Here is a 17,614-nt window from a genome sequence, read left to right on the forward strand (position 1 = left end):
GTTTAGAGGTATCCTCGTAATAGTGACGGTTAAGATAAACGATTGCAGTGAGAGATTATAACCTTATTGTAATCGAATTGAATAAAACGACTGGGGGAAGAAAAATGAGAGTGAAAGAGCAATTGTTAACTTTGAGAGCATATGTACCTGGGAAAAATATTGAAGAAGTAAAAAGGGAATATGGGTTATCAAAAATTGTGAAATTGGCATCGAACGAAAATCCATTCGGTTGTTCAGCACGTGTAACAGAAGCATTAACTTCTTTAGCGAGTCAATACGCTCTTTATCCAGATGGGTATGCCTTTGAACTTCGAACAAAAGTAGCAAAACATCTAGGTGTTAAAGCGGAACAACTATTATTTGGTAGTGGATTAGATGAAGTCATTCAAATGATTAGCCGCGCATTACTACGCGAAGGAACAAATGTTGTAATGGCGAATCCAACATTCTCACAATACCATCACCATGCTGTTATTGAAGGAGCAGAAGTTCGTGAAGTACCACTTAAAGATGGCATTCATGATTTAGATGCGATGTTACAGCAAGTAGATGAGAAAACGAAGATCGTATGGATTTGTAACCCGAATAATCCGACAGGTACATATGTAGAGAAACAAAAATTACTTTCATTTTTAGAATCAGTTCCTAAGTCAGCGCTCGTTATTATGGACGAAGCATATTATGAATATGCGGGGGCAGAAGACTATCCGCAAACATTGCCACTTCTTGAAAAGTATGAAAATCTTATGGTTTTACGCACGTTTTCAAAAGCATATGGTTTAGCTGCTTTCCGCATTGGGTATGCGGTTGGTAATGGGCAGTTAATTGGTCAATTAGAAGTAGCAAGATTACCATTTAATACATCGACTGTAGCGCAATCTGTAGCACTCGCTGCATTAGAAGATGAAGCATTTTTACAAGAATGTGTGAAGAAGAATGAAGAAGGATTAAATCAATATTACGCATTTTGTAAGGAATATAACGTATTCTATTATCCATCTCAAACAAATTTCATTTTCTTAAAGCTCGGTATTCCTGGTAATGAGGCTTTCGAACGATTAATGAAGAAAGGTTATATTGTTCGTTCTGGTGCTGCATTTGGTATACACGATGGCATTCGTATTACTGTAGGTTTGAAAGAAGAAAATGATAAAATTATAGAACTATTGAAAGAGCTTGTAAACGAGCAAGTAAAGAAAGAAGAAACATACTCTTAAGAGTTTAGGAAGGCTCCTAATATAGGAGTCTTTTTTATTTAAAGAAAGAAGAACTGTAAAGAGTTCGTGCGGGCCAATAATTAATAAGGGAAGTTATTTGCACGGTAATGAAAGAAAACGGTACAATAGAAAGTAGTAATGCGGTATCGGTGTCATATTCGAATCGTTATGAGTGAAAGTACAAGAAGAAGTATGCCCTTTCTAAAGGTTGCGTTGTTACACCTAGTTGCTTATGATAAAGTGAAACTTTAATCAGTGAGGGGATGCTCATCCCCTCACTGATTATTAGTTGAACCAATCGGGCTTTTACGGGCAGTTGATCACCAAACTAACTTCTTTGCCTTCGCTGAATGTTGAGGTGGAGGTCTTACTGCCCGTTAATGCTTGGTAAATGAACAGAAAAGAATATTTTTTAGAGCTAAAGGAGACGTTTATGCAAAAGTTTGAACAAGCTGTTTCATATATTGAAAATGGTGAAGCAGAAAAAGGATTACAACTATTAAAAGAACAATTAAAAATTGCGAATGATGAAGAGAAGTATGATATCGCTCGCTATTATCATACACTTGGATTTACGGATGAAGCGTTATCTATTACAGAAGACTTGCGTTTATTGTATCCGGAAGAAAGTGAATTCACTGTATTTTTAGCAGAATTATATATTGATCTAGACAAAGAAGATGAAGCAATTGAAGTGCTTCATGATATTCCGGAAAATGATGATTTATATGTTCAATCGTTATTACTTGTTGCGGATTTATTCCAAATGCAAGGTTTTGATGATGTAGCAGAACAAAAACTATTAAAGGCAAAAGAAATGATGCCTGATGAGCCCGTTATTACGTTTGGATTAGCAGAATTATATAGTAGTAAAGGGGAAGAACAAAAGGCAATCGCTCATTATGAGTCGCTATTAGCGGAACATAAAGTAATGGGTGGTGTTGTCATTGCACTTCGCCTTGGAGAAACGTTAAGTGCGATTGGAAATTGGGAAGAAGCGATTTCTTATTACGAAGCAGGTTTAGAGGAACAAAAAGATATTCACTCATTATTTGGATATGCCTTCACGTTATACCAAGGTGAAGAATACCAACGAGCAATTGGTGCTTGGCAAGAACTGAAAGAATTAGATCCTGAGTATGCATCGCTTTACATGTATTTAGCGAAAAGCTATGAAAAAGAAGGGATGCTTCAAGAAAGCTATGAAACACTTCATGAAGGAATTAAAGTAGATGAGCTTTCTGTACCATTTTATGTAGAATTAGCGAACATTGCGGCGAAATTAGGAAAAATAGTGGAAGCAGAGGAAGTACTTCAAAAAGCGCTTGAGTTAGATCCAGGACATTTAGGTGCAACATTAAAATATGCGTACATCTTAAAGGAACAAGAAAAGTATGAAGAGTTAATCGCTGTTGTAGAGCGTGCAATTGATAGCGGAGAACCAGATACACAACTACTTTGGGATCTTGCATTTGCAAAAAAACAATTAGAAATGTATTCGGATGCATTAAAACACTATGAAAGTGCATATACTTCTTTTAAGAATCATCCAGACTTCTTGGAAGAGTACGGTTATTTCTTATTGGAAGAAGGTATGCGAAAAGAGGCGAAAGAAGTATTTACTCAGTTAATACAACTAGACCCGACACAAATTCATATTGAAGAATTGTTATATAATTTAGAGGATTTTTCATAAGTTGGAAGGAAACTGAATGCCGCTTCTTGAATCTAAAAAGAAAAGAGAAAGACAGAGGAGGGACTTAATTGCTATGAATACCCCTGTTTCTGTAAACGAGAAGAAGGATTTTGTAAAATGGTTTTTGAATAATTACCAACTGAAACAGCGTGAATGTGTATGGATTTTGAATTATTTAATGAGTCACGACCAATTGATGCATAAAGTCCACTTCGTAGAGCATGCAAAATATTGTCCGCGTGGCTTAGTGATGTCCGCGAATTGTGTAAAAGATACACCGTTTCACTTTTTTAAACAAAATGTTATGACAACAGATGCTGAAAAATCGTTTCATGATATTCGTTTAAATCGAGATGAGGATATTTATATTCAACTCAATTTTAAATCATCGTTTCAAAATGCCAACTATGTAGCTGTATTAGAAGAAAACCCGTATTTACCAAAGCATATTGAAGTAAATGAAAAAGATCGTTTACTTGCAGAAAGATTTTTAGAAGAAAGTGTATTTTCTTTTAGAAGGGAACGTCTTTTGAAGCAAATTGATGAAGCGCTGGATAAGCAAGATAAGGAAGCGTTTCATAAGTTAACAGCGGAGTTAAAGATGTTATAGAATTCATTTGGATTCATAAAATTTTACAAATTTCAGACTTTTTAAGAAAAACTACCTTAATATAGGTAGTTTTTCTTTTTTTACCTCTTTTAGTATGGTTTAATATATATAAAGTGAAAGTTCTGTCATTTCCGGGAGAAGGAGGGAAGTAATTTGAAATGGATTGTAAAAGATGTAGAACAGTTTGAGCAAGCAAGAGAGTATGTAGATACAGGTGTTATACCACTTTTATCAATTTCAGCAGCAAAAGAAATGAAAATGGTAGTAGAACAAGGTGAATTTATCGAATTGCTGAGTATGGAGCTGGAAAGAGAATATAAAGGAAGAGTGCTTTTGCTACCTGCATTTACGTATTTAGTAGAAAGTCAAAAAAACGAAAAAGGTCGTTTGCAAGAATGGACAAATCATTTACAAGAGCAAGGTTTTAAACATATTGCTTATGTTACAAGTGATTTTTCATGGAAAGAAGATATGCAAGAATTGCAGGGAGATTTATTTTGGTTTCCTTCATTAGCGTTAGAACAATTTAGTGATCAAGCGAAAAGAGAAGTTATTCATGCGCATATAAAAAATATAATGGTGATGTTAGAAGAAAAATGGGGGAAGTATCAATAAACAGAAAGTTCTTATTATTATGAGTAGTATGATATTGACCTGTGCATGAGCGTATTATATCATGATAGTGTCCTAGTTTTTATTTTTTATATAATTTATCACGAGGGGACAATTTCTGATAGAGGGGGGAAATTTTCGTGAGCGAGAAAGAACATCGTGTGTCAAGAAGACAGTTTTTAAATTACACCCTTACAGGGGTAGGAGGCTTTATGGCAGCGGGTATTTTAATGCCGATGACGCGATTTGCGCTTGATCCGGTGTTAAGAAAAGAAGCGGGAACGGATATGGTTGCTGTTGCGCAAGTAAAGGATATTACAACAGAGCCGAAACGTTTCGACTTTAAGGTGAAGCAGGTTGATGGTTGGTACAAGTCTGAAGAGCCAAAATCAGCGTGGGTTCATAAAGATGAAAGCGGAGACATTGTTGCGTTCTCTCCAGTATGTAAACATTTAGGATGTACAGTGAACTGGAATTCGGACAAAGCACATCCGAATCAATTCTTTTGTCCATGTCATGGGGGCCGTTACACAAAAGACGGGATAAACATTAAAGGCACGCCGCCCCTTGCTCCACTTGATGTATACGAATCTAAAGTGAAAGATGGAACGCTGTACCTAGGAAAAGCGAAGCCAAGAGGGGGTGCAAAGTAGATGCTAAATAAAATTTATGATTGGGTAGATGAAAGGTTAGATATTACACCAATATGGCGTGATATCGCTGATCATGAAGTACCTGAACATGTAAACCCGGCACATCACTTTTCTGCATTCGTTTATTGCTTTGGAGGACTTACTTTTTTCGTTACTGTAATTCAAATTTTATCTGGAATGTTTTTGACGATGTATTATGTGCCTGATATTAAAAATGCTTGGGAATCCGTTTATTATTTACAAAATGAAGTTGCATATGGACAAATTGTTCGTGGTATGCACCACTGGGGTGCTAGTCTTGTAATTGTAATGATGTTTTTACATACACTTAGGGTTTTCTTCCAGGGTGCGTATAAAAAGCCACGTGAGCTAAACTGGATTGTTGGTGTTCTTATTTTCTTTGTTATGTTAGGTCTTGGTTTTACCGGATATTTATTACCGTGGGATATGAAAGCGTTATTTGCTACGAAAGTAGGGATTCAAATTGCAGAGCAAACGCCGCTCATTGGTCCTTACATTAAAACATTACTCGCTGGTCATTCCGAAATTGTTGGCGCTCAAACATTAACTCGCTTCTTTGCTATTCACGTCTTCTTCTTACCAGCAGCACTTCTAGGTTTAATGGCCTTCCACTTCATCATGATTCGCAAACAAGGTATTTCCGGTCCGCTATAAGAGATTGCTAAATTAAAGGGGAAAGAACTAAAGGAGGGAGATTATGCATCGCGGCAAAGGGATGAAGTTTGTAGGAGATTCTCGGGTACCAGTAGCTCGAAAACCAAATATTCCAAAAGACTATTCTGAATACCCAGGGAAAACAGAAGCATTTTGGCCAAACTTCTTGTTAAAAGAATGGATGGTTGGTGCAGTTTTTTTAATCGGTTATTTATGTTTAACAGTGGCGCATCCGTCACCGCTTGAAAGAATGGCGGATCCAACTGATGCTGGGTATATACCACTTCCAGATTGGTATTTCTTATTCTTGTATCAGTTATTAAAGTATTCTTATGCTTCTGGTTCATTTACTGTAATTGGAGCATTTATTATGCCAGGGATTGCGTTTGGCGCATTACTGTTAGCTCCATTTCTTGATCGAGGGCCAGAAAGACGCCCATTAAAGCGTCCTGTAGCAACGGGATTTATGCTTTTAGCAATTGCATCCATTATCTTTTTAACTTGGGAATCTGTAGCACACCACGACTGGGAAGCTGCAAAAAAACAAGGAGCAATTGTAAAAACAGCACCAGTTGATAAAAATGATGACGGTTATAAATTAATGCAAAAAAATACTTGTTTAACATGTCACGGTGACAATTTACAGGGCGGGGCAGCAGCACCTGCACTACAAAACTTAACTTTAAAACCAGAAGAAATTGCTAAAATTGCGAAAGAGGGAAAAGGTTCAATGCCTAAAGGTGTATTTAAAGGTACAGATGAGGAACTGAAGAAGCTTTCGGAATTCGTTGCAAAGTATAATAAAAAATAATAAAAAGCTGACTACAAAAAAATGTAGTCAGCTTTTTATTTTGATGAAAGAAATTTTACTATATAATAGAGTAGAGTTTGAGGAAAGAATGACTTTGTTTGAAAGGTGTTGGACATACAGCTTGGTTTACTTGTATGCAATGTTAAGACAACGCTCCGTATTATTATTTTTATTAGTTGTTAATATATTAGGCACAATATACGGATTTATATGGTATGGAAATCAATTAAAAGAAACATCACCTATATTTTGGCCGTTTGTACCTGATAGTCCTATGGCGAGTCTCTTTTTTGTCTTTGTTTTAATTGCTCTTTTAATAAAGAGAAATTGGGGATTAATAGAGGCGTTAGCGATTGTTACTTTAATAAAATATGGTATATGGGCTGTTGTTGTAAATGGGGTTATGATTTATGTAAAAGGTCCTATTGGTCTTATTGGGTATATGTTAATGCTTTCGCATTTTGCGATGGCAGTACAAGCAGTGTTATATGCGCCGTTTTACCGCATAAAAAAATGGCACTTTGCGGTAGCGGCTATATGGACATTACATAATGATGCAATTGATTATTTATTTTGGCAAATGCCGAGATATGGAATTATGCATTTGTTTGTAGGAGAAATTGGCTATTTTACGTTCTGGCTAAGTGTCGCAGTGCTTTCTGTTACATATTATTATTGCTTACGTGAGAACCGAAAGCAGTTTTCTTTATGAACATTTAGGGGGAGAAAATGAAGAAGAATAAGAGTGGTACAAAAATATTGGATCGATTGATTACGATAGTTGTTTCATATAGCATAGCATTTTCTATATTTGCACTCGCAACAACGGCGGTGGTATACGGAAAATGGCTATATTATTTTGAAATTGATTTTTTAAACATCCCAGACTTAGCGGATATGACAAAGGCTGATATTAAAAGAAATTATGATGTGCTTATCACATATTTATCTCCATTTTATGACGGAGCATTACAGTTTCCAACATTAGATATGTCAACAAATGGCCGTATTCATTTTGTAGATGTTAAAAATATTTTAGTAAAGATTCAATATGTAATGTATGCGACAATTATGATTGCAATAGTAGGCGGCATGTATTTATTAAAAAAGAAAAATGAAAAGTTTTTACTACACGGATCGATTTTAACAATTCTCTTTCCAATCGCACTTATGTTACCGATCGCTATTAATTTTGAAAAGAGTTTTGTATTGTTCCATAAGCTTTTATTCAGTAATGATTATTGGATGTTTGATATTGAAACAGATCCGATTATATTAATGTTACCAGAAGAATTCTTTATGCATGCTGCGTGTGTTATTTTATTATTTATTTTATGCGGTAGCATAATTTGTTTCAGTTTGTATAGATATTTCGTAAAAAAGAAAAAGATTTCAAAGGAAAAATTCTCTGTTTAAAGAGAATTTTTTTGTTTGTAAAACGATAATATATTTTTCGGTCCAGTTCTGTTCTATTCTTGTCCCAATTCACATATTTTGTACTAGTAGTTATAGGGGGGACCGTGATGAAGAGAACATTAATTGGATTGATAGCATTTCTAATTATAATGTTTCCGTTACGTATATATGCTGAAGAGTGGAGTGAACTAACAGGGTTGTTAGATGACTCCTTACAATTAGTGAAGCGTAATGAAGATGAAAAAGCAGTACAAGTATTACAACATTTCTCGGAGCAGTTTGTTATAAAGGGGAATGAAAAGAAGCAAGAGGTAACGCCAGATCAAGTTAGAGTTATTTCGTTAGCGTACGACAGGGCGAAACAATCTCTCGCAGAAGAAGATAGTAAACAAGTTAAAATGGATAATGTGTTAGCCCTGCAGCTCGCTGTTGATGCACAAGTATCAAAGTATCAACCGCTTTGGATGGAAAGAGAAGGAAAAGTAATGGATGCCTTTTCTCAAATGGAAAAAGCGATGTCAAAAGGAGATACAGGACGGTTTCAACAAACGTTAAACACATTTTTACATGAATTTAATATTATTTATCCAAGCTTAATGATAGCCCTGCCAGAAAACGAAGTGCAGCGTGTAAATGCCCATTTATCTTATTTGGATGAATTTCGTAACGTTATGTTAAAAACAAAAGGCGGACAAATGCAAATAGGAATCATTAAAGGGGATTTGCAAAAAATATTTCATACAGTAAAAAAAGATGAAATTGCACCCTCACTCATTTGGTTTATGACAATTACTGGAGGTCTTATTCTCTTCACATTAACTTATGTTGGGTGGAGAAAGTATAAAGGAGAGAGAGAAAAAAGAAAAAGCAATGTACAATCTAAGAATAGATAATGGAATAAATAAAGATACGGATTGTAAGGTTTATTCATTGACAATGATGGCAGAAGAAAATAGAATGAGAAGTACTATAATTAAAACTTCAATGGAGGTTCATGATGTTTTATTTAATTTACTTCGCGATCATAATGATCATACCGTTGTATGCACAGTCAAAAGTACGTAGTGCCTATAGCAAGTATTCACAAGTTTATTCAACATCAGGTATGACAGGAGCGGAAGTGGCTCGAAAGATTTTAGATGAAAATGGATTATACAACGTAGCTGTAGAAGAAACACCAGGTCATTTATCAGACCATTATGATCCAACTGCCAAAACGGTTCGATTATCAACAGATAACTATTACGGTCATTCAGTTGCTGGTACAGCAGTTGCAGCACACGAAGTAGGACACGCAATTCAAGATGCACAAGATTATAACTTTATGCGTATTCGTCATTCGTTAGTTCCTGTGGCAAATTTTGGATCGAATATATCATGGGTATTTATTATGATTGGTATATTTGCGACAATGTCAAAACTATTGTTATTAGGAATTATTTTAATGGCAGCAGGTGTTGTGTTCCAACTTGTTACATTACCAGTTGAGTTTGATGCATCAAAGCGTGCAATGCAACAAATTGAAGCGTTAGGTATCGTATCAACAGATGAATATGGGCAAGCTCGTAAAGTATTAAATGCGGCAGCATTAACATATGTAGCAGCTGCAGCTGTAGCGGTATTTGAATTATTACGTCTCGTATTAATGTATACTGGTATGCAGCGTAGCGACGACTAAAGACTATCATTTGATAGTCTTTTTTGTATTGTAGATTGAATTATATAATGTATTGCAAATAGAAATAATAAAAGTAATGCGGAAAGGCGGTGGGGAAATGAAATATCCGAGTCATTTAGTAAAACAAGTGAAAGAACGTAGTGCTCCTTATCAGCTAGAAGGATTTTTAAGTGGACAAGGCCCTGAAAATCCAAAGTTTATGTTGCTAGGAGAAGCACCTGGTGAAACAGAAATTCATAATGGAATTCCGTTTAGCGGGAGAGCGGGAAAACAATTAATGGGTTTTTTAGAACGGATTGATGTTACAAGGGAAGAAGTATATATTACAAGCGCTGTTCGGAGTAGACCGTATAAATGGCGAGAGAAAAAAGAAAGAAATGGTGAAATCATACAGAAAAAGTATAATAGAACACCGAATCAAGGAGAAATACTCGCCCATGCCCCTTTGTTAGATTATGAATTAGAGAAAATAAACCCGAAGCTTATCGTCACGCTTGGAAATATCGGTCTTCAACGTTTAACCGGAAAAAATAAAAAAATCACAGATGTACATGGACAATTATTAAAACAGCCCGTTCAAAAATTAAAGGATATGCAAAGTGCGGCGTTTACATGGTCAGAGGAAGAATATCATATTTTCCCGACCTTTCATCCGGCTTCCATTTTTTATAATCGGAGTTTATTGGAGTTTATTTATGAAGATTTAGAGGAACTTAAAAAATATGTAATAAAAAACTAGAAAAGCTAAAGAGCTTTTCTAGTTCGGTTTATGTATGTAACGGATTTTTATTTTCATCTAATGTAAAACCTTCACCAACTACATCATGTACGTCACTTACAGCAACAAAGGCGTGAGGGTCTACAGAAGTAATAATGTTTTTTAATTTCACGATTTCATTTTTAGCGACAACGCAATACAATACGTTCCGTTCCACTTTTGTATACGATCCAACAGCTTTTAAAAAAGTTGCTCCACGCTCCATCTCAGATAAAATTTTAGCAGCAATTTCATCGTTTTTATCCGAGATAATCGTTGCTCCTTTCGCCGCATAGGCTCCTTCTTGCATAAAATCAATGACTTTCGCCCCGATAAAAACAGCAACTAACGTATACATGCCTTCGCGGTATGATAAATAGGTAAGAATAGAGACAATAATGACGATAGCATCAAACATAAACATCGTTTTCCCCATACTCCAGCCAACATATTTATGAGCAAGTCTCGCAATAATATCTACACCGCCAGTAGTCCCTCCATATTTAAATATTATGCCAAGACCGATACCAATAAATGCTCCTGCGAATAAAGCCGCAAGTGTCATATCGTTTTGTAAGTTTACATGTAAGTTGAGAACTTCGTAACGTTGGAAAATCCATAGAAATAAAGATACGCTGAAGGTGCCAATTAGTGTATAGATAAATGTCGTTCTTCCAAGTAACTTCCACCCAATAAAAAATATAGGGATATTTAAAATTAAATTTGAATAAGAAGGATCAAACTTAAATAGAAAATACAATAATAGTGTGATACCGGTAAACCCACCTTCTGCAAGGTGATTTTCAATATTGATATTCACAATACCGAAAGAAAAAATAGCGGAACCGATTAAAATGAAAATGATATTTCGAATCTTCAAATTTGATGTCATATAGAAATCCCCCTAATTATGTAGATTGCATTGCTCCGCTGAAACGGTAAAACATAATGATAAGTAATTTCTAGTTGCTAGTGAAAATAGTGAAGGCTATAAAAAATGATTGGTTTAGGCTAATCTTTTGCGAAAAGCATGCAAAAGAAGTTTCACTTTACCCCGTTCCAACGGCTGGTAGGAGATAAAGCAAGGAAGCAGGGCAAACCAGCCGTAGAAACCCGATTGGTTTAGGCTAATCTTTTGCGAAAAGCATGCAAAAGAAGTTTCACTTTACCCCGTTCCAACGGCTGGTAGGGGATAAAACAAGGAAGCAGGGCAAACCAGCCGTAGGAACCCGATTGGTTCAACTAATCTTTTGCCAAAATCGCAAAAGAAAGTTTCACTTTATTATAGTGTATCCAAAAAAGGGTAGCAAATAGGTGTTTGACGGGGAATAATATTTGTCAAATCGCGATGAATTGGCTAACATGAAAGAGGAAGGATTAGAGGTGAGTTGTATGGAAGCGAAAACGATGAAGGATATGCAGAAAGAAGTAGATGCATATATTGGTCAGTTTAAAGAAGGTTATTTCAGTCCACTTGCAATGATGGCTCGTTTAACGGAAGAAATGGGGGAGCTTGCAAGAGAGGTGAATCATTATTATGGTGAGAAGCCGAAGAAAACAACTGAAACAGAACGTAGTATTGAAGAAGAGCTTGGAGATGTATTATTTGTTATGATTTGTATGGCAAATAGTTTAAATATTGATTTAGAAACAGCACATAACATTGTAATGAATAAATTTAATACTCGTGATAAAGATCGCTGGACACGTATTGATGAGGGAGAGAAAGAATAATGAAAGAAATTAAAGTAATTATCGCTGGACCAAGAGGTCGTATGGGACATGAAGCAGTTCTTCTTATGGAGAGAACAGAACATTTTAATTTAGTAGCAGCAGTGGATTATAAGCATGGTGGAGAGAAAATCTCTGATTTACCGGGCATGCCAGCGCTAGATGCACCTATTTACACAGATCTACATACTTGTTTAGAGGAAGTAGAAGCTGATGTGTTGTTAGATTTAACAACGCCAGAAGTTGGGAAACAACACGTTACATTAGCAGTTGAGCGTGGACTTCGTTCTGTTATTGGTACAACTGGATTTACAGAAGAAGAACTAAAGCAATTAACAGAGAATGCGAAAGAAAAAGCAGTAGGAACAATTATCGCTCCAAACTTTGCCATTGGTGCAGTTCTTATGATGAAATTCTCACAAATGGCAGCGAAGTACTTCCAAGATGTTGAAGTAATTGAATTGCATCATGATCAAAAATTAGATGCACCATCTGGTACAGCGGTAAAAACAGTAGAGTTAATTCGTCAAAATCGTGAATCAAAGCAGCAAGGTCATCCGAATGAAGTAGAGCAACTAGAAGGTGCTCGTGGTGCAAATGTAGACGGCATTCACATTCATAGTGTACGTTTACCAGGACTTATTGCACACCAAGAAGTAATGTTTGGTGGGGACGGACAAATGTTAACGGTTCGCCATGATTCATTCAATCGTGCATCATTTATGTCTGGTGTAAAACTATCAATTGAGACAGTAATGAATCTAGATCATCTTGTGTACGGTTTAGAAAATATTATCGACTAAAGGGGAGACAACGGATGAAAATTGCCTTAATCGCACATGACAAAAAGAAAAATGACATGGTTTCGTTTGCATACGCATATAAACCAATTTTTGAACAACATGAGTTATTTGCAACAGGAACGACAGGGCTTCGTATCATGGAAGCGACCGGTTTAGTTGTAACGAGATATCAATCTGGTCCTCTTGGCGGCGATCAAGAAATTGGTGCAATGATTGCAAAAAATGATTTAGACATGGTAATTTTCTTCCGCGATCCATTAACAGCACAGCCGCATGAACCGGATGTGAATGCATTGCTTCGTTTATGTGATGTATATGCGATTCCACTTGCAACGAATATGGCAAGTGCTGAAATGTTAATGCACGCATTAGAGCGAGGAGATTTAGATTACCGCAAGTTAAGAAAATGAGGGGAACAATTATGAGTGGATTACATATATTAGCGTTTGGTGCTCATGCCGATGATGTTGAAATCGGCATGGCTGGTACCATTGCTAAATATACGAAGCAAGGGTATGAAGTAGGTATTTGTGATTTAACAGAAGCTGATCTTTCTTCTAATGGAACGATAGAGTTAAGAAAAGAAGAAGCTAAGGCGGCGGCTCGTATAATGGGAGTAAAAACGAGACTAAATTTAGCGATGCCAGACCGTGGTTTGTATATGAAAGAAGAGTATATACGTGAAATTGTAAAGGTGATTCGTACATATAAACCAAAACTAGTTTTTGCGCCGTATTATGAAGATCGTCACCCAGATCATGCAAATTGTGCAAAACTTGTGGAAGAAGCTATTTTTTCAGCTGGAATTCGTAAATATATGCCAGAGATCCCGCCACATCGTGTGGATTCTTTTTATCATTATATGATTAATGGTTTTCATAAACCGAATTTCTGTATAGATATTAGTGAATACGTATCGCAAAAGGTGGAAGCACTAGAAGCGTATGAAAGTCAGTTTTCAACAGGGAGTGATGGTGTGAAAACGCCGTTAACAGAAGGTTACGTTGAAACTGTAGTCGCTCGTGAGAAGATGTTTGGAAAAGAAGTTGGAGTCTTATATGCCGAAGGATTTATGAGTAAGAAACCGGTTTTATTACATGCTGATTTAATAGGGGGATGTAAATGAAATTAAAAATAGGTATTACATGTTATCCTTCTGTAGGTGGTTCTGGTGTTGTTGGAACAGAATTAGGAAAGCAATTAGCGGAACGCGGGCATGAAATTCATTTTATTACATCGGGTTTACCATTCCGGTTAAATAAAGTGTATCCAAACATTTACTTTCATGAAGTGACGGTAAATCAATACTCTGTATTTCAATATCCACCGTACGATTTAGCATTAGCGAGTAAAATGGCAGAGGTTGCACAAAGAGAAAACTTAGACATTTTACATGTGCATTACGCAATACCACATGCCATTTGTGCTTATTTAGCAAAACAAATGATTGGAGAGCGTATTAAAATTGTTACAACCTTGCATGGTACAGATATTACTGTGTTAGGTTCCGACCCTTCGTTAAATAATTTAATTCGTTTTGGTATTGAGCAATCCGATGTTGTGACGGCTGTCTCGCATTCATTAATTAACGAAACGCATGAGCTTGTAAAACCAAATAAAGACATTCAAACGGTATATAATTTTATAGACGAACGTGTATATTTCAAGCGTGATATGACTCAATTAAAGAAAGAATACGGTATAAGTGAAAGTGAAAAGATACTCATTCATATTTCAAATTTCCGTAAAGTGAAACGTGTGCAAGATGTTGTGCAGGCATTTGCTAAAATTGTTACAGAAGTAGATGCCAAGTTGCTTCTTGTTGGAGATGGACCAGAATTTTGCACGATTTTACAGTTGGTGAAAAATTTACATATTGAAGATCGCGTCTTATTCTTAGGGAAGCAAGATAATGTTGCGGAGCTACTCGCGATGAGTGATTTAATGTTGCTTCTATCAGAGAAAGAGAGTTTTGGTCTTGTTTTATTAGAAGCGATGGCGTGTGGTGTACCTTGCATCGGAACAAGGGTTGGAGGTATTCCAGAAGTCATTCAACATGGTGAAACAGGATATTTATGTGAAGTTGGCGATACGACGGGAGTGGCAAATCAAGCCATTCAGCTATTAAAGGATGAAGAACTTCACCGTAATATGGGGGAGCGAGCAAGAGCAAGTGTTTACGAGCAGTTCCGCTCTGAAAAAATCGTCTCACAATATGAAACGATTTACTACGATGTACTAAGGGATGACAAAAATGAAAAGATTTAAAAAAGCTAGTTCTATTATTGAGACTTTAAAGCAACAAGGGCATGAGGCCTACTTTGTCGGCGGAAGCGTACGAGATCTTATTATTGATAGGCCGATTGGAGATATTGATATTGCGACATCTGCTTTACCAGAAGAAGTGATGGCTATATTTCCAAGACATGTTCCTGTTGGTCTTGAGCATGGAACTGTAATTGTAGTAGAAAATGGAGAACCTTATGAGGTAACCACTTTTCGAACAGAGAGCGAATATGAAGATTTTCGAAGACCAAGCAGTGTTCAATTTGTTCGTTCGTTAGAAGAGGATTTAAAACGTCGTGATTTTACAATGAATGCAATTGCTATGACAGAAGAAGGCGAAATGGTTGATTTATTTGCTGGACAGGAAGCGATTCAAAAGAGAGAAATTGTGACAGTTGGAAATGCTGCGGATCGTTTTCAAGAAGACGCTCTACGAATGATGCGTGGTATTCGTTTCGTAAGTACGTTAGGTTTTTCTTTAGAAATGAAAACGAAACAAGCAATTGAAACATATGGACATTTACTGGAACATATAGCAATTGAGCGAATTACAGTGGAGTTTGAGAAACTGTTAACTGGCACATACTGCGTGAAGGGTTTGCAACAATTAGTAGAAACGAAGCTCTTTTCTCATCTGCCATATTTACAAATGTCAGAAGAGAGATTGTTACAAGCTACGCAGTATAAATGGGATTCTTTTGAAACAGACATTGAGGCATGGGCATTTTTCTTATATTGTATCGGGGAAGAACATCCATCTGTCTTTTTACGTCAATGGAAGTTTTCGAATAAAAAAATAAAAGATATCGTCGCAGTTTTATTAACAATCCGTACGAGAAAGGAGAAGGATTGGGATACAGTTCTTCTTTATAAAACGGGAATTCATATCGCTGAAATGGCAGAAAGAGTATATGAAGCGATGATTGAAAGCTATGATAATACATCTGTTAACCGGGTACAAACGTTGTTTCAAGCATTGCCAATCAAGAGTCGCCAAGAGATGAATGTGACTGGGAATGATTTGTTAAACTGGGCAAGTAAAAAGCCAGGTCCATGGGTTGCTGAAATGATTCAAAAGATTGAGGAAGCAATCGTACAAGGAAACGTAGTTAATGAGAAAGAGTGTATAAGGGAGTGGCTGCAAGAATGCAATCTACTATAAGAAAGCAGTTATTGCAAGTTTTTTCGGAAGCGGATGGCGAGTTTGTATCTGGCCAAACGATTAGTGATAAACTTGGTTGTTCAAGAACCGCTGTGTGGAAACATATGGAGGACCTTCGGAATGAGGGATATGAACTTGAAGCTGTGCGTCGATTAGGCTATCGAATTGCAAGTAAGCCAGACAAAGTAACCGCTAATGAAATTCAGTTAGGGTTACAAACGAAACATATCGGTAGAACAGTATATTTCGAGGAATCTGTTGAATCTACGCAGCATATTGCAGCAAAACTTGCTTATGAAGGTGCAGAAGAAGGAACGATCGTTGTGGCAGAAGAACAAACATCGGGCAGAGGTCGTTTAAGCAGGAAATGGTATTCACCGAAAGGAACAGGAATTTGGATGAGTATTATTTTACGTCCATCAATCCCGGTTCATCATGCACCACAACTTACTTTGTTAGCAGCTGTTAGCGTTGCACAAGCAATTGAAAAGTGCACGGGTGTAAACGTAGGAATAAAATGGCCAAATGATATTTTAATTCAAGGTAAAAAGGCTGTAGGAATATTAACAGAAATGCAAGCTGATCCTGATAAAATTAATGCTGTCATTATGGGGATTGGCATTAATGCGAATCAAAAGCAAGAGCATTTTGATGAGGAAATTCAGCATATTGCTACTTCTTTAGCGATTGAATCGGGTAAGCCAATTGTTCGCGCGGAACTTATGCAACAAATCTTTTTACAACTAGAAAAATTATATGAAGCGTATTTACAAAATGGTTTCCCTGTCATTAAAATCCTTTGGGAAAGTTATGCTGTGAGCATCGGGAAAGAAATTACCGCTCGAACGATGAGAGAGACAATTACAGGGATAGCAAAAGGAATTACAGAGGATGGAGTATTGCTCCTCGAGGACCATGAAGGAAAATTACATCATATTCATTCTGCGGATATCGAAATTAAGTAAAAGAAGTTCCTTTTTGGAACTTCTTTTTATTTGACGATTACTTTGCCTTCCATTCCTTTAAGAAGATGGTACCGACATATTAATTCATATGTACCAGCACTTGTAGGTTTCACAGTAATATTTTTTTCTTTTCCGGGCTCGACTACGACGTCAATTCCGAGTTTTTTTATTGTAAAGGTGTGCTCGCTTTTACCTTTGTTTTTCAAAAGTAATGTTGTGGATTGTTCGATCGGAATCGTGATGACATTAGGGTTAAAGTAATCATCATTCAGTTCAACCTCAATTACTTTCGTTGAATCGATAGGTTGTGTCACGATGTTAACTGAAGCAAATACATGGAAGGAGCTAAACGTTATCATCCCTACAATTATCACAAGAAAACCGGTAAGTCGAAATAACCATTTGTTCATAGACATTCGCAATTCTCCTTTTATAAGTATGTTTCCTCCATTAACCTGCATCATTATTTGAAGAGTTATACTATACATGTAAATTAAGCTATTTATCTTTCTATAATGGAGTGATGTATAAAAATTTCACAT

General features: G+C 36.4%; 21 protein-coding genes. 19 read left to right on the forward strand and 2 right to left on the reverse strand.

Translation table 11 applies throughout. The features are described 5' to 3' along the window. Positions 1-104: 104 nt before the first annotated feature. The 12 genes from hisC (at position 105) to Q9B79_RS15105 (ending at position 10,107) form a co-directional block, all read left to right on the forward strand. Positions 105-1,217 (forward strand): histidinol-phosphate transaminase, encoded by a 1,113-nt coding sequence (hisC, locus tag Q9B79_RS15050; protein WP_306185470.1) that lies wholly within the window; start codon positions 105-107, stop codon positions 1,215-1,217. Between the two features lie 433 nt (positions 1,218-1,650). Continuing rightward, complete coding sequence (locus tag Q9B79_RS15055) at positions 1,651-2,913, forward strand: tetratricopeptide repeat protein (protein ID WP_098670516.1); 1,263 nt, start codon at positions 1,651-1,653, stop codon at positions 2,911-2,913. Between the two features lie 73 nt (positions 2,914-2,986). Next, positions 2,987-3,523 carry a ReoY family proteolytic degradation factor gene (locus Q9B79_RS15060; protein WP_001095922.1) on the forward strand — a complete coding sequence of 179 codons (537 nt, stop codon included), beginning with the start codon at positions 2,987-2,989 and terminating at the stop codon, positions 3,521-3,523. A 153-nt stretch (positions 3,524-3,676) separates the two neighbouring features. Then, positions 3,677-4,138 (forward strand): YpiF family protein, encoded by a 462-nt coding sequence (locus Q9B79_RS15065; RefSeq protein WP_306185473.1) that lies wholly within the window; start codon positions 3,677-3,679, stop codon positions 4,136-4,138. A gap of 137 nt (positions 4,139-4,275) precedes the next feature. After that, positions 4,276-4,788, forward strand: a complete 513-nt coding sequence (gene qcrA / locus Q9B79_RS15070) for a menaquinol-cytochrome c reductase iron-sulfur subunit (RefSeq protein WP_001290418.1) — start codon at positions 4,276-4,278, stop codon at positions 4,786-4,788. Beyond that, a complete protein-coding gene (gene qcrB / locus Q9B79_RS15075; protein WP_000932700.1) occupies positions 4,789-5,463 on the forward strand; it encodes a menaquinol-cytochrome c reductase cytochrome b subunit in 675 nt (224 codons plus the stop codon). Between the two features lie 43 nt (positions 5,464-5,506). Beyond that, complete coding sequence (gene qcrC, locus Q9B79_RS15080; protein ID WP_000554603.1) at positions 5,507-6,274, forward strand: menaquinol-cytochrome c reductase cytochrome b/c subunit; 768 nt, start codon at positions 5,507-5,509, stop codon at positions 6,272-6,274. A gap of 121 nt (positions 6,275-6,395) precedes the next feature. Next, entirely contained in the window at positions 6,396-6,986 is a 591-nt protein-coding gene (gene lhaT / locus Q9B79_RS15085; RefSeq protein WP_306185478.1) for a lipoprotein heptaprenylglyceryl N-acetyltransferase LhaT, read from the forward strand. 17 nt (positions 6,987-7,003) lie between these two features. Further along, positions 7,004-7,690: a lipoprotein intramolecular transacylase Lit gene (gene lit / locus Q9B79_RS15090; protein ID WP_306185480.1), complete on the forward strand. Its 687-nt coding sequence runs from the start codon at positions 7,004-7,006 to the stop codon at positions 7,688-7,690. Between the two features lie 107 nt (positions 7,691-7,797). After that, the gene (gene ypjB / locus Q9B79_RS15095) at positions 7,798-8,583 is read left to right on the forward strand and encodes a sporulation protein YpjB (protein ID WP_306185481.1); all 786 of its coding nucleotides are present in this window, start codon (positions 7,798-7,800) and stop codon (positions 8,581-8,583) included. A gap of 101 nt (positions 8,584-8,684) precedes the next feature. After that, on the forward strand, positions 8,685-9,368 hold the full coding sequence (locus tag Q9B79_RS15100; RefSeq protein WP_087958132.1) for a zinc metallopeptidase: 684 nt from the start codon (positions 8,685-8,687) through the stop codon (positions 9,366-9,368). A 97-nt stretch (positions 9,369-9,465) separates the two neighbouring features. Continuing rightward, a complete protein-coding gene (locus Q9B79_RS15105; protein WP_306185482.1) occupies positions 9,466-10,107 on the forward strand; it encodes a uracil-DNA glycosylase in 642 nt (213 codons plus the stop codon). Between the two features lie 28 nt (positions 10,108-10,135). Here Q9B79_RS15105 and Q9B79_RS15110 read toward each other — a convergent pair whose 3' ends face one another. Continuing rightward, positions 10,136-11,017: a YitT family protein gene (locus tag Q9B79_RS15110; protein ID WP_000203308.1), complete on the reverse strand. Its 882-nt coding sequence runs from the start codon at positions 11,015-11,017 to the stop codon at positions 10,136-10,138. Between the two features lie 500 nt (positions 11,018-11,517). Here Q9B79_RS15110 and Q9B79_RS15115 point away from each other — a divergent pair, with 500 nt between their 5' ends. The 7 genes from Q9B79_RS15115 to Q9B79_RS15145 are packed head-to-tail and all read left to right on the forward strand — an operon-like array spanning position 11,518 to position 17,072. After that, positions 11,518-11,859: a nucleotide pyrophosphohydrolase gene (locus tag Q9B79_RS15115; protein ID WP_001992677.1), complete on the forward strand. Its 342-nt coding sequence runs from the start codon at positions 11,518-11,520 to the stop codon at positions 11,857-11,859. After that, on the forward strand, positions 11,859-12,659 hold the full coding sequence (gene dapB, locus Q9B79_RS15120) for a dihydrodipicolinate reductase (protein WP_306185485.1): 801 nt from the start codon (positions 11,859-11,861) through the stop codon (positions 12,657-12,659). Before Q9B79_RS15115 ends, dapB begins: the two co-directional genes overlap by 1 nt. A 14-nt stretch (positions 12,660-12,673) precedes the next feature. Next, positions 12,674-13,069, forward strand: coding sequence for a methylglyoxal synthase (gene mgsA / locus Q9B79_RS15125; RefSeq protein ID WP_000684765.1), 396 nt, complete (start codon positions 12,674-12,676; stop codon positions 13,067-13,069). 11 nt (positions 13,070-13,080) lie between these two features. Beyond that, on the forward strand, positions 13,081-13,785 hold the full coding sequence (gene bshB1 / locus Q9B79_RS15130) for a bacillithiol biosynthesis deacetylase BshB1 (protein ID WP_306185489.1): 705 nt from the start codon (positions 13,081-13,083) through the stop codon (positions 13,783-13,785). After that, on the forward strand, positions 13,782-14,927 hold the full coding sequence (gene bshA / locus Q9B79_RS15135) for an N-acetyl-alpha-D-glucosaminyl L-malate synthase BshA (protein ID WP_087951864.1): 1,146 nt from the start codon (positions 13,782-13,784) through the stop codon (positions 14,925-14,927). Before bshB1 ends, bshA begins: the two co-directional genes overlap by 4 nt. After that, a complete protein-coding gene (locus Q9B79_RS15140; RefSeq protein WP_306185492.1) occupies positions 14,914-16,107 on the forward strand; it encodes a CCA tRNA nucleotidyltransferase in 1,194 nt (397 codons plus the stop codon). The genes bshA and Q9B79_RS15140 overlap by 14 nt, the downstream gene beginning before the upstream one ends. Then, complete coding sequence (locus Q9B79_RS15145; protein WP_306185494.1) at positions 16,092-17,072, forward strand: biotin--[acetyl-CoA-carboxylase] ligase; 981 nt, start codon at positions 16,092-16,094, stop codon at positions 17,070-17,072. The genes Q9B79_RS15140 and Q9B79_RS15145 overlap by 16 nt, the downstream gene beginning before the upstream one ends. Before the next feature lie 26 nt (positions 17,073-17,098). Here Q9B79_RS15145 and Q9B79_RS15150 read toward each other — a convergent pair whose 3' ends face one another. Beyond that, positions 17,099-17,488 carry a cupredoxin domain-containing protein gene (locus Q9B79_RS15150; RefSeq protein ID WP_306186179.1) on the reverse strand — a complete coding sequence of 130 codons (390 nt, stop codon included), beginning with the start codon at positions 17,486-17,488 and terminating at the stop codon, positions 17,099-17,101. Between the last annotated feature and the right edge of the window lie 126 nt (positions 17,489-17,614).

Origin of the sequence: Bacillus sp. MHSD_36, from assembly GCF_030757775.1 — a bacterium.
GTDB lineage: Bacteria > Bacillota > Bacilli > Bacillales > Bacillaceae_G > Bacillus_A.

Coding starts and splice junctions, on each gene's coding strand:
- Q9B79_RS15060 (WP_001095922.1), top strand. CDS start 2,987: ATGAATACCCCTGTTTCTGTAAACGAGAAGAAGGATTTTGTAAAATGG.
- Q9B79_RS15115 (WP_001992677.1), top strand. CDS start 11,518: ATGGAAGCGAAAACGATGAAGGATATGCAGAAAGAAGTAGATGCATAT.
- bshA (WP_087951864.1), top strand. CDS start 13,782: ATGAAATTAAAAATAGGTATTACATGTTATCCTTCTGTAGGTGGTTCT.
- Q9B79_RS15055 (WP_098670516.1), top strand. CDS start 1,651: ATGCAAAAGTTTGAACAAGCTGTTTCATATATTGAAAATGGTGAAGCA.
- Q9B79_RS15145 (WP_306185494.1), top strand. CDS start 16,092: ATGCAATCTACTATAAGAAAGCAGTTATTGCAAGTTTTTTCGGAAGCG.
- bshB1 (WP_306185489.1), top strand. CDS start 13,081: ATGAGTGGATTACATATATTAGCGTTTGGTGCTCATGCCGATGATGTT.
- lit (WP_306185480.1), top strand. CDS start 7,004: ATGAAGAAGAATAAGAGTGGTACAAAAATATTGGATCGATTGATTACG.
- Q9B79_RS15110 (WP_000203308.1), bottom strand. CDS start 11,017: ATGACATCAAATTTGAAGATTCGAAATATCATTTTCATTTTAATCGGT.
- mgsA (WP_000684765.1), top strand. CDS start 12,674: ATGAAAATTGCCTTAATCGCACATGACAAAAAGAAAAATGACATGGTT.
- qcrC (WP_000554603.1), top strand. CDS start 5,507: ATGCATCGCGGCAAAGGGATGAAGTTTGTAGGAGATTCTCGGGTACCA.
- hisC (WP_306185470.1), top strand. CDS start 105: ATGAGAGTGAAAGAGCAATTGTTAACTTTGAGAGCATATGTACCTGGG.
- Q9B79_RS15140 (WP_306185492.1), top strand. CDS start 14,914: ATGAAAAGATTTAAAAAAGCTAGTTCTATTATTGAGACTTTAAAGCAA.
- ypjB (WP_306185481.1), top strand. CDS start 7,798: ATGAAGAGAACATTAATTGGATTGATAGCATTTCTAATTATAATGTTT.
- dapB (WP_306185485.1), top strand. CDS start 11,859: ATGAAAGAAATTAAAGTAATTATCGCTGGACCAAGAGGTCGTATGGGA.
- Q9B79_RS15105 (WP_306185482.1), top strand. CDS start 9,466: ATGAAATATCCGAGTCATTTAGTAAAACAAGTGAAAGAACGTAGTGCT.
- Q9B79_RS15150 (WP_306186179.1), bottom strand. CDS start 17,488: ATGTCTATGAACAAATGGTTATTTCGACTTACCGGTTTTCTTGTGATA.
- Q9B79_RS15100 (WP_087958132.1), top strand. CDS start 8,685: ATGATGTTTTATTTAATTTACTTCGCGATCATAATGATCATACCGTTG.
- qcrB (WP_000932700.1), top strand. CDS start 4,789: ATGCTAAATAAAATTTATGATTGGGTAGATGAAAGGTTAGATATTACA.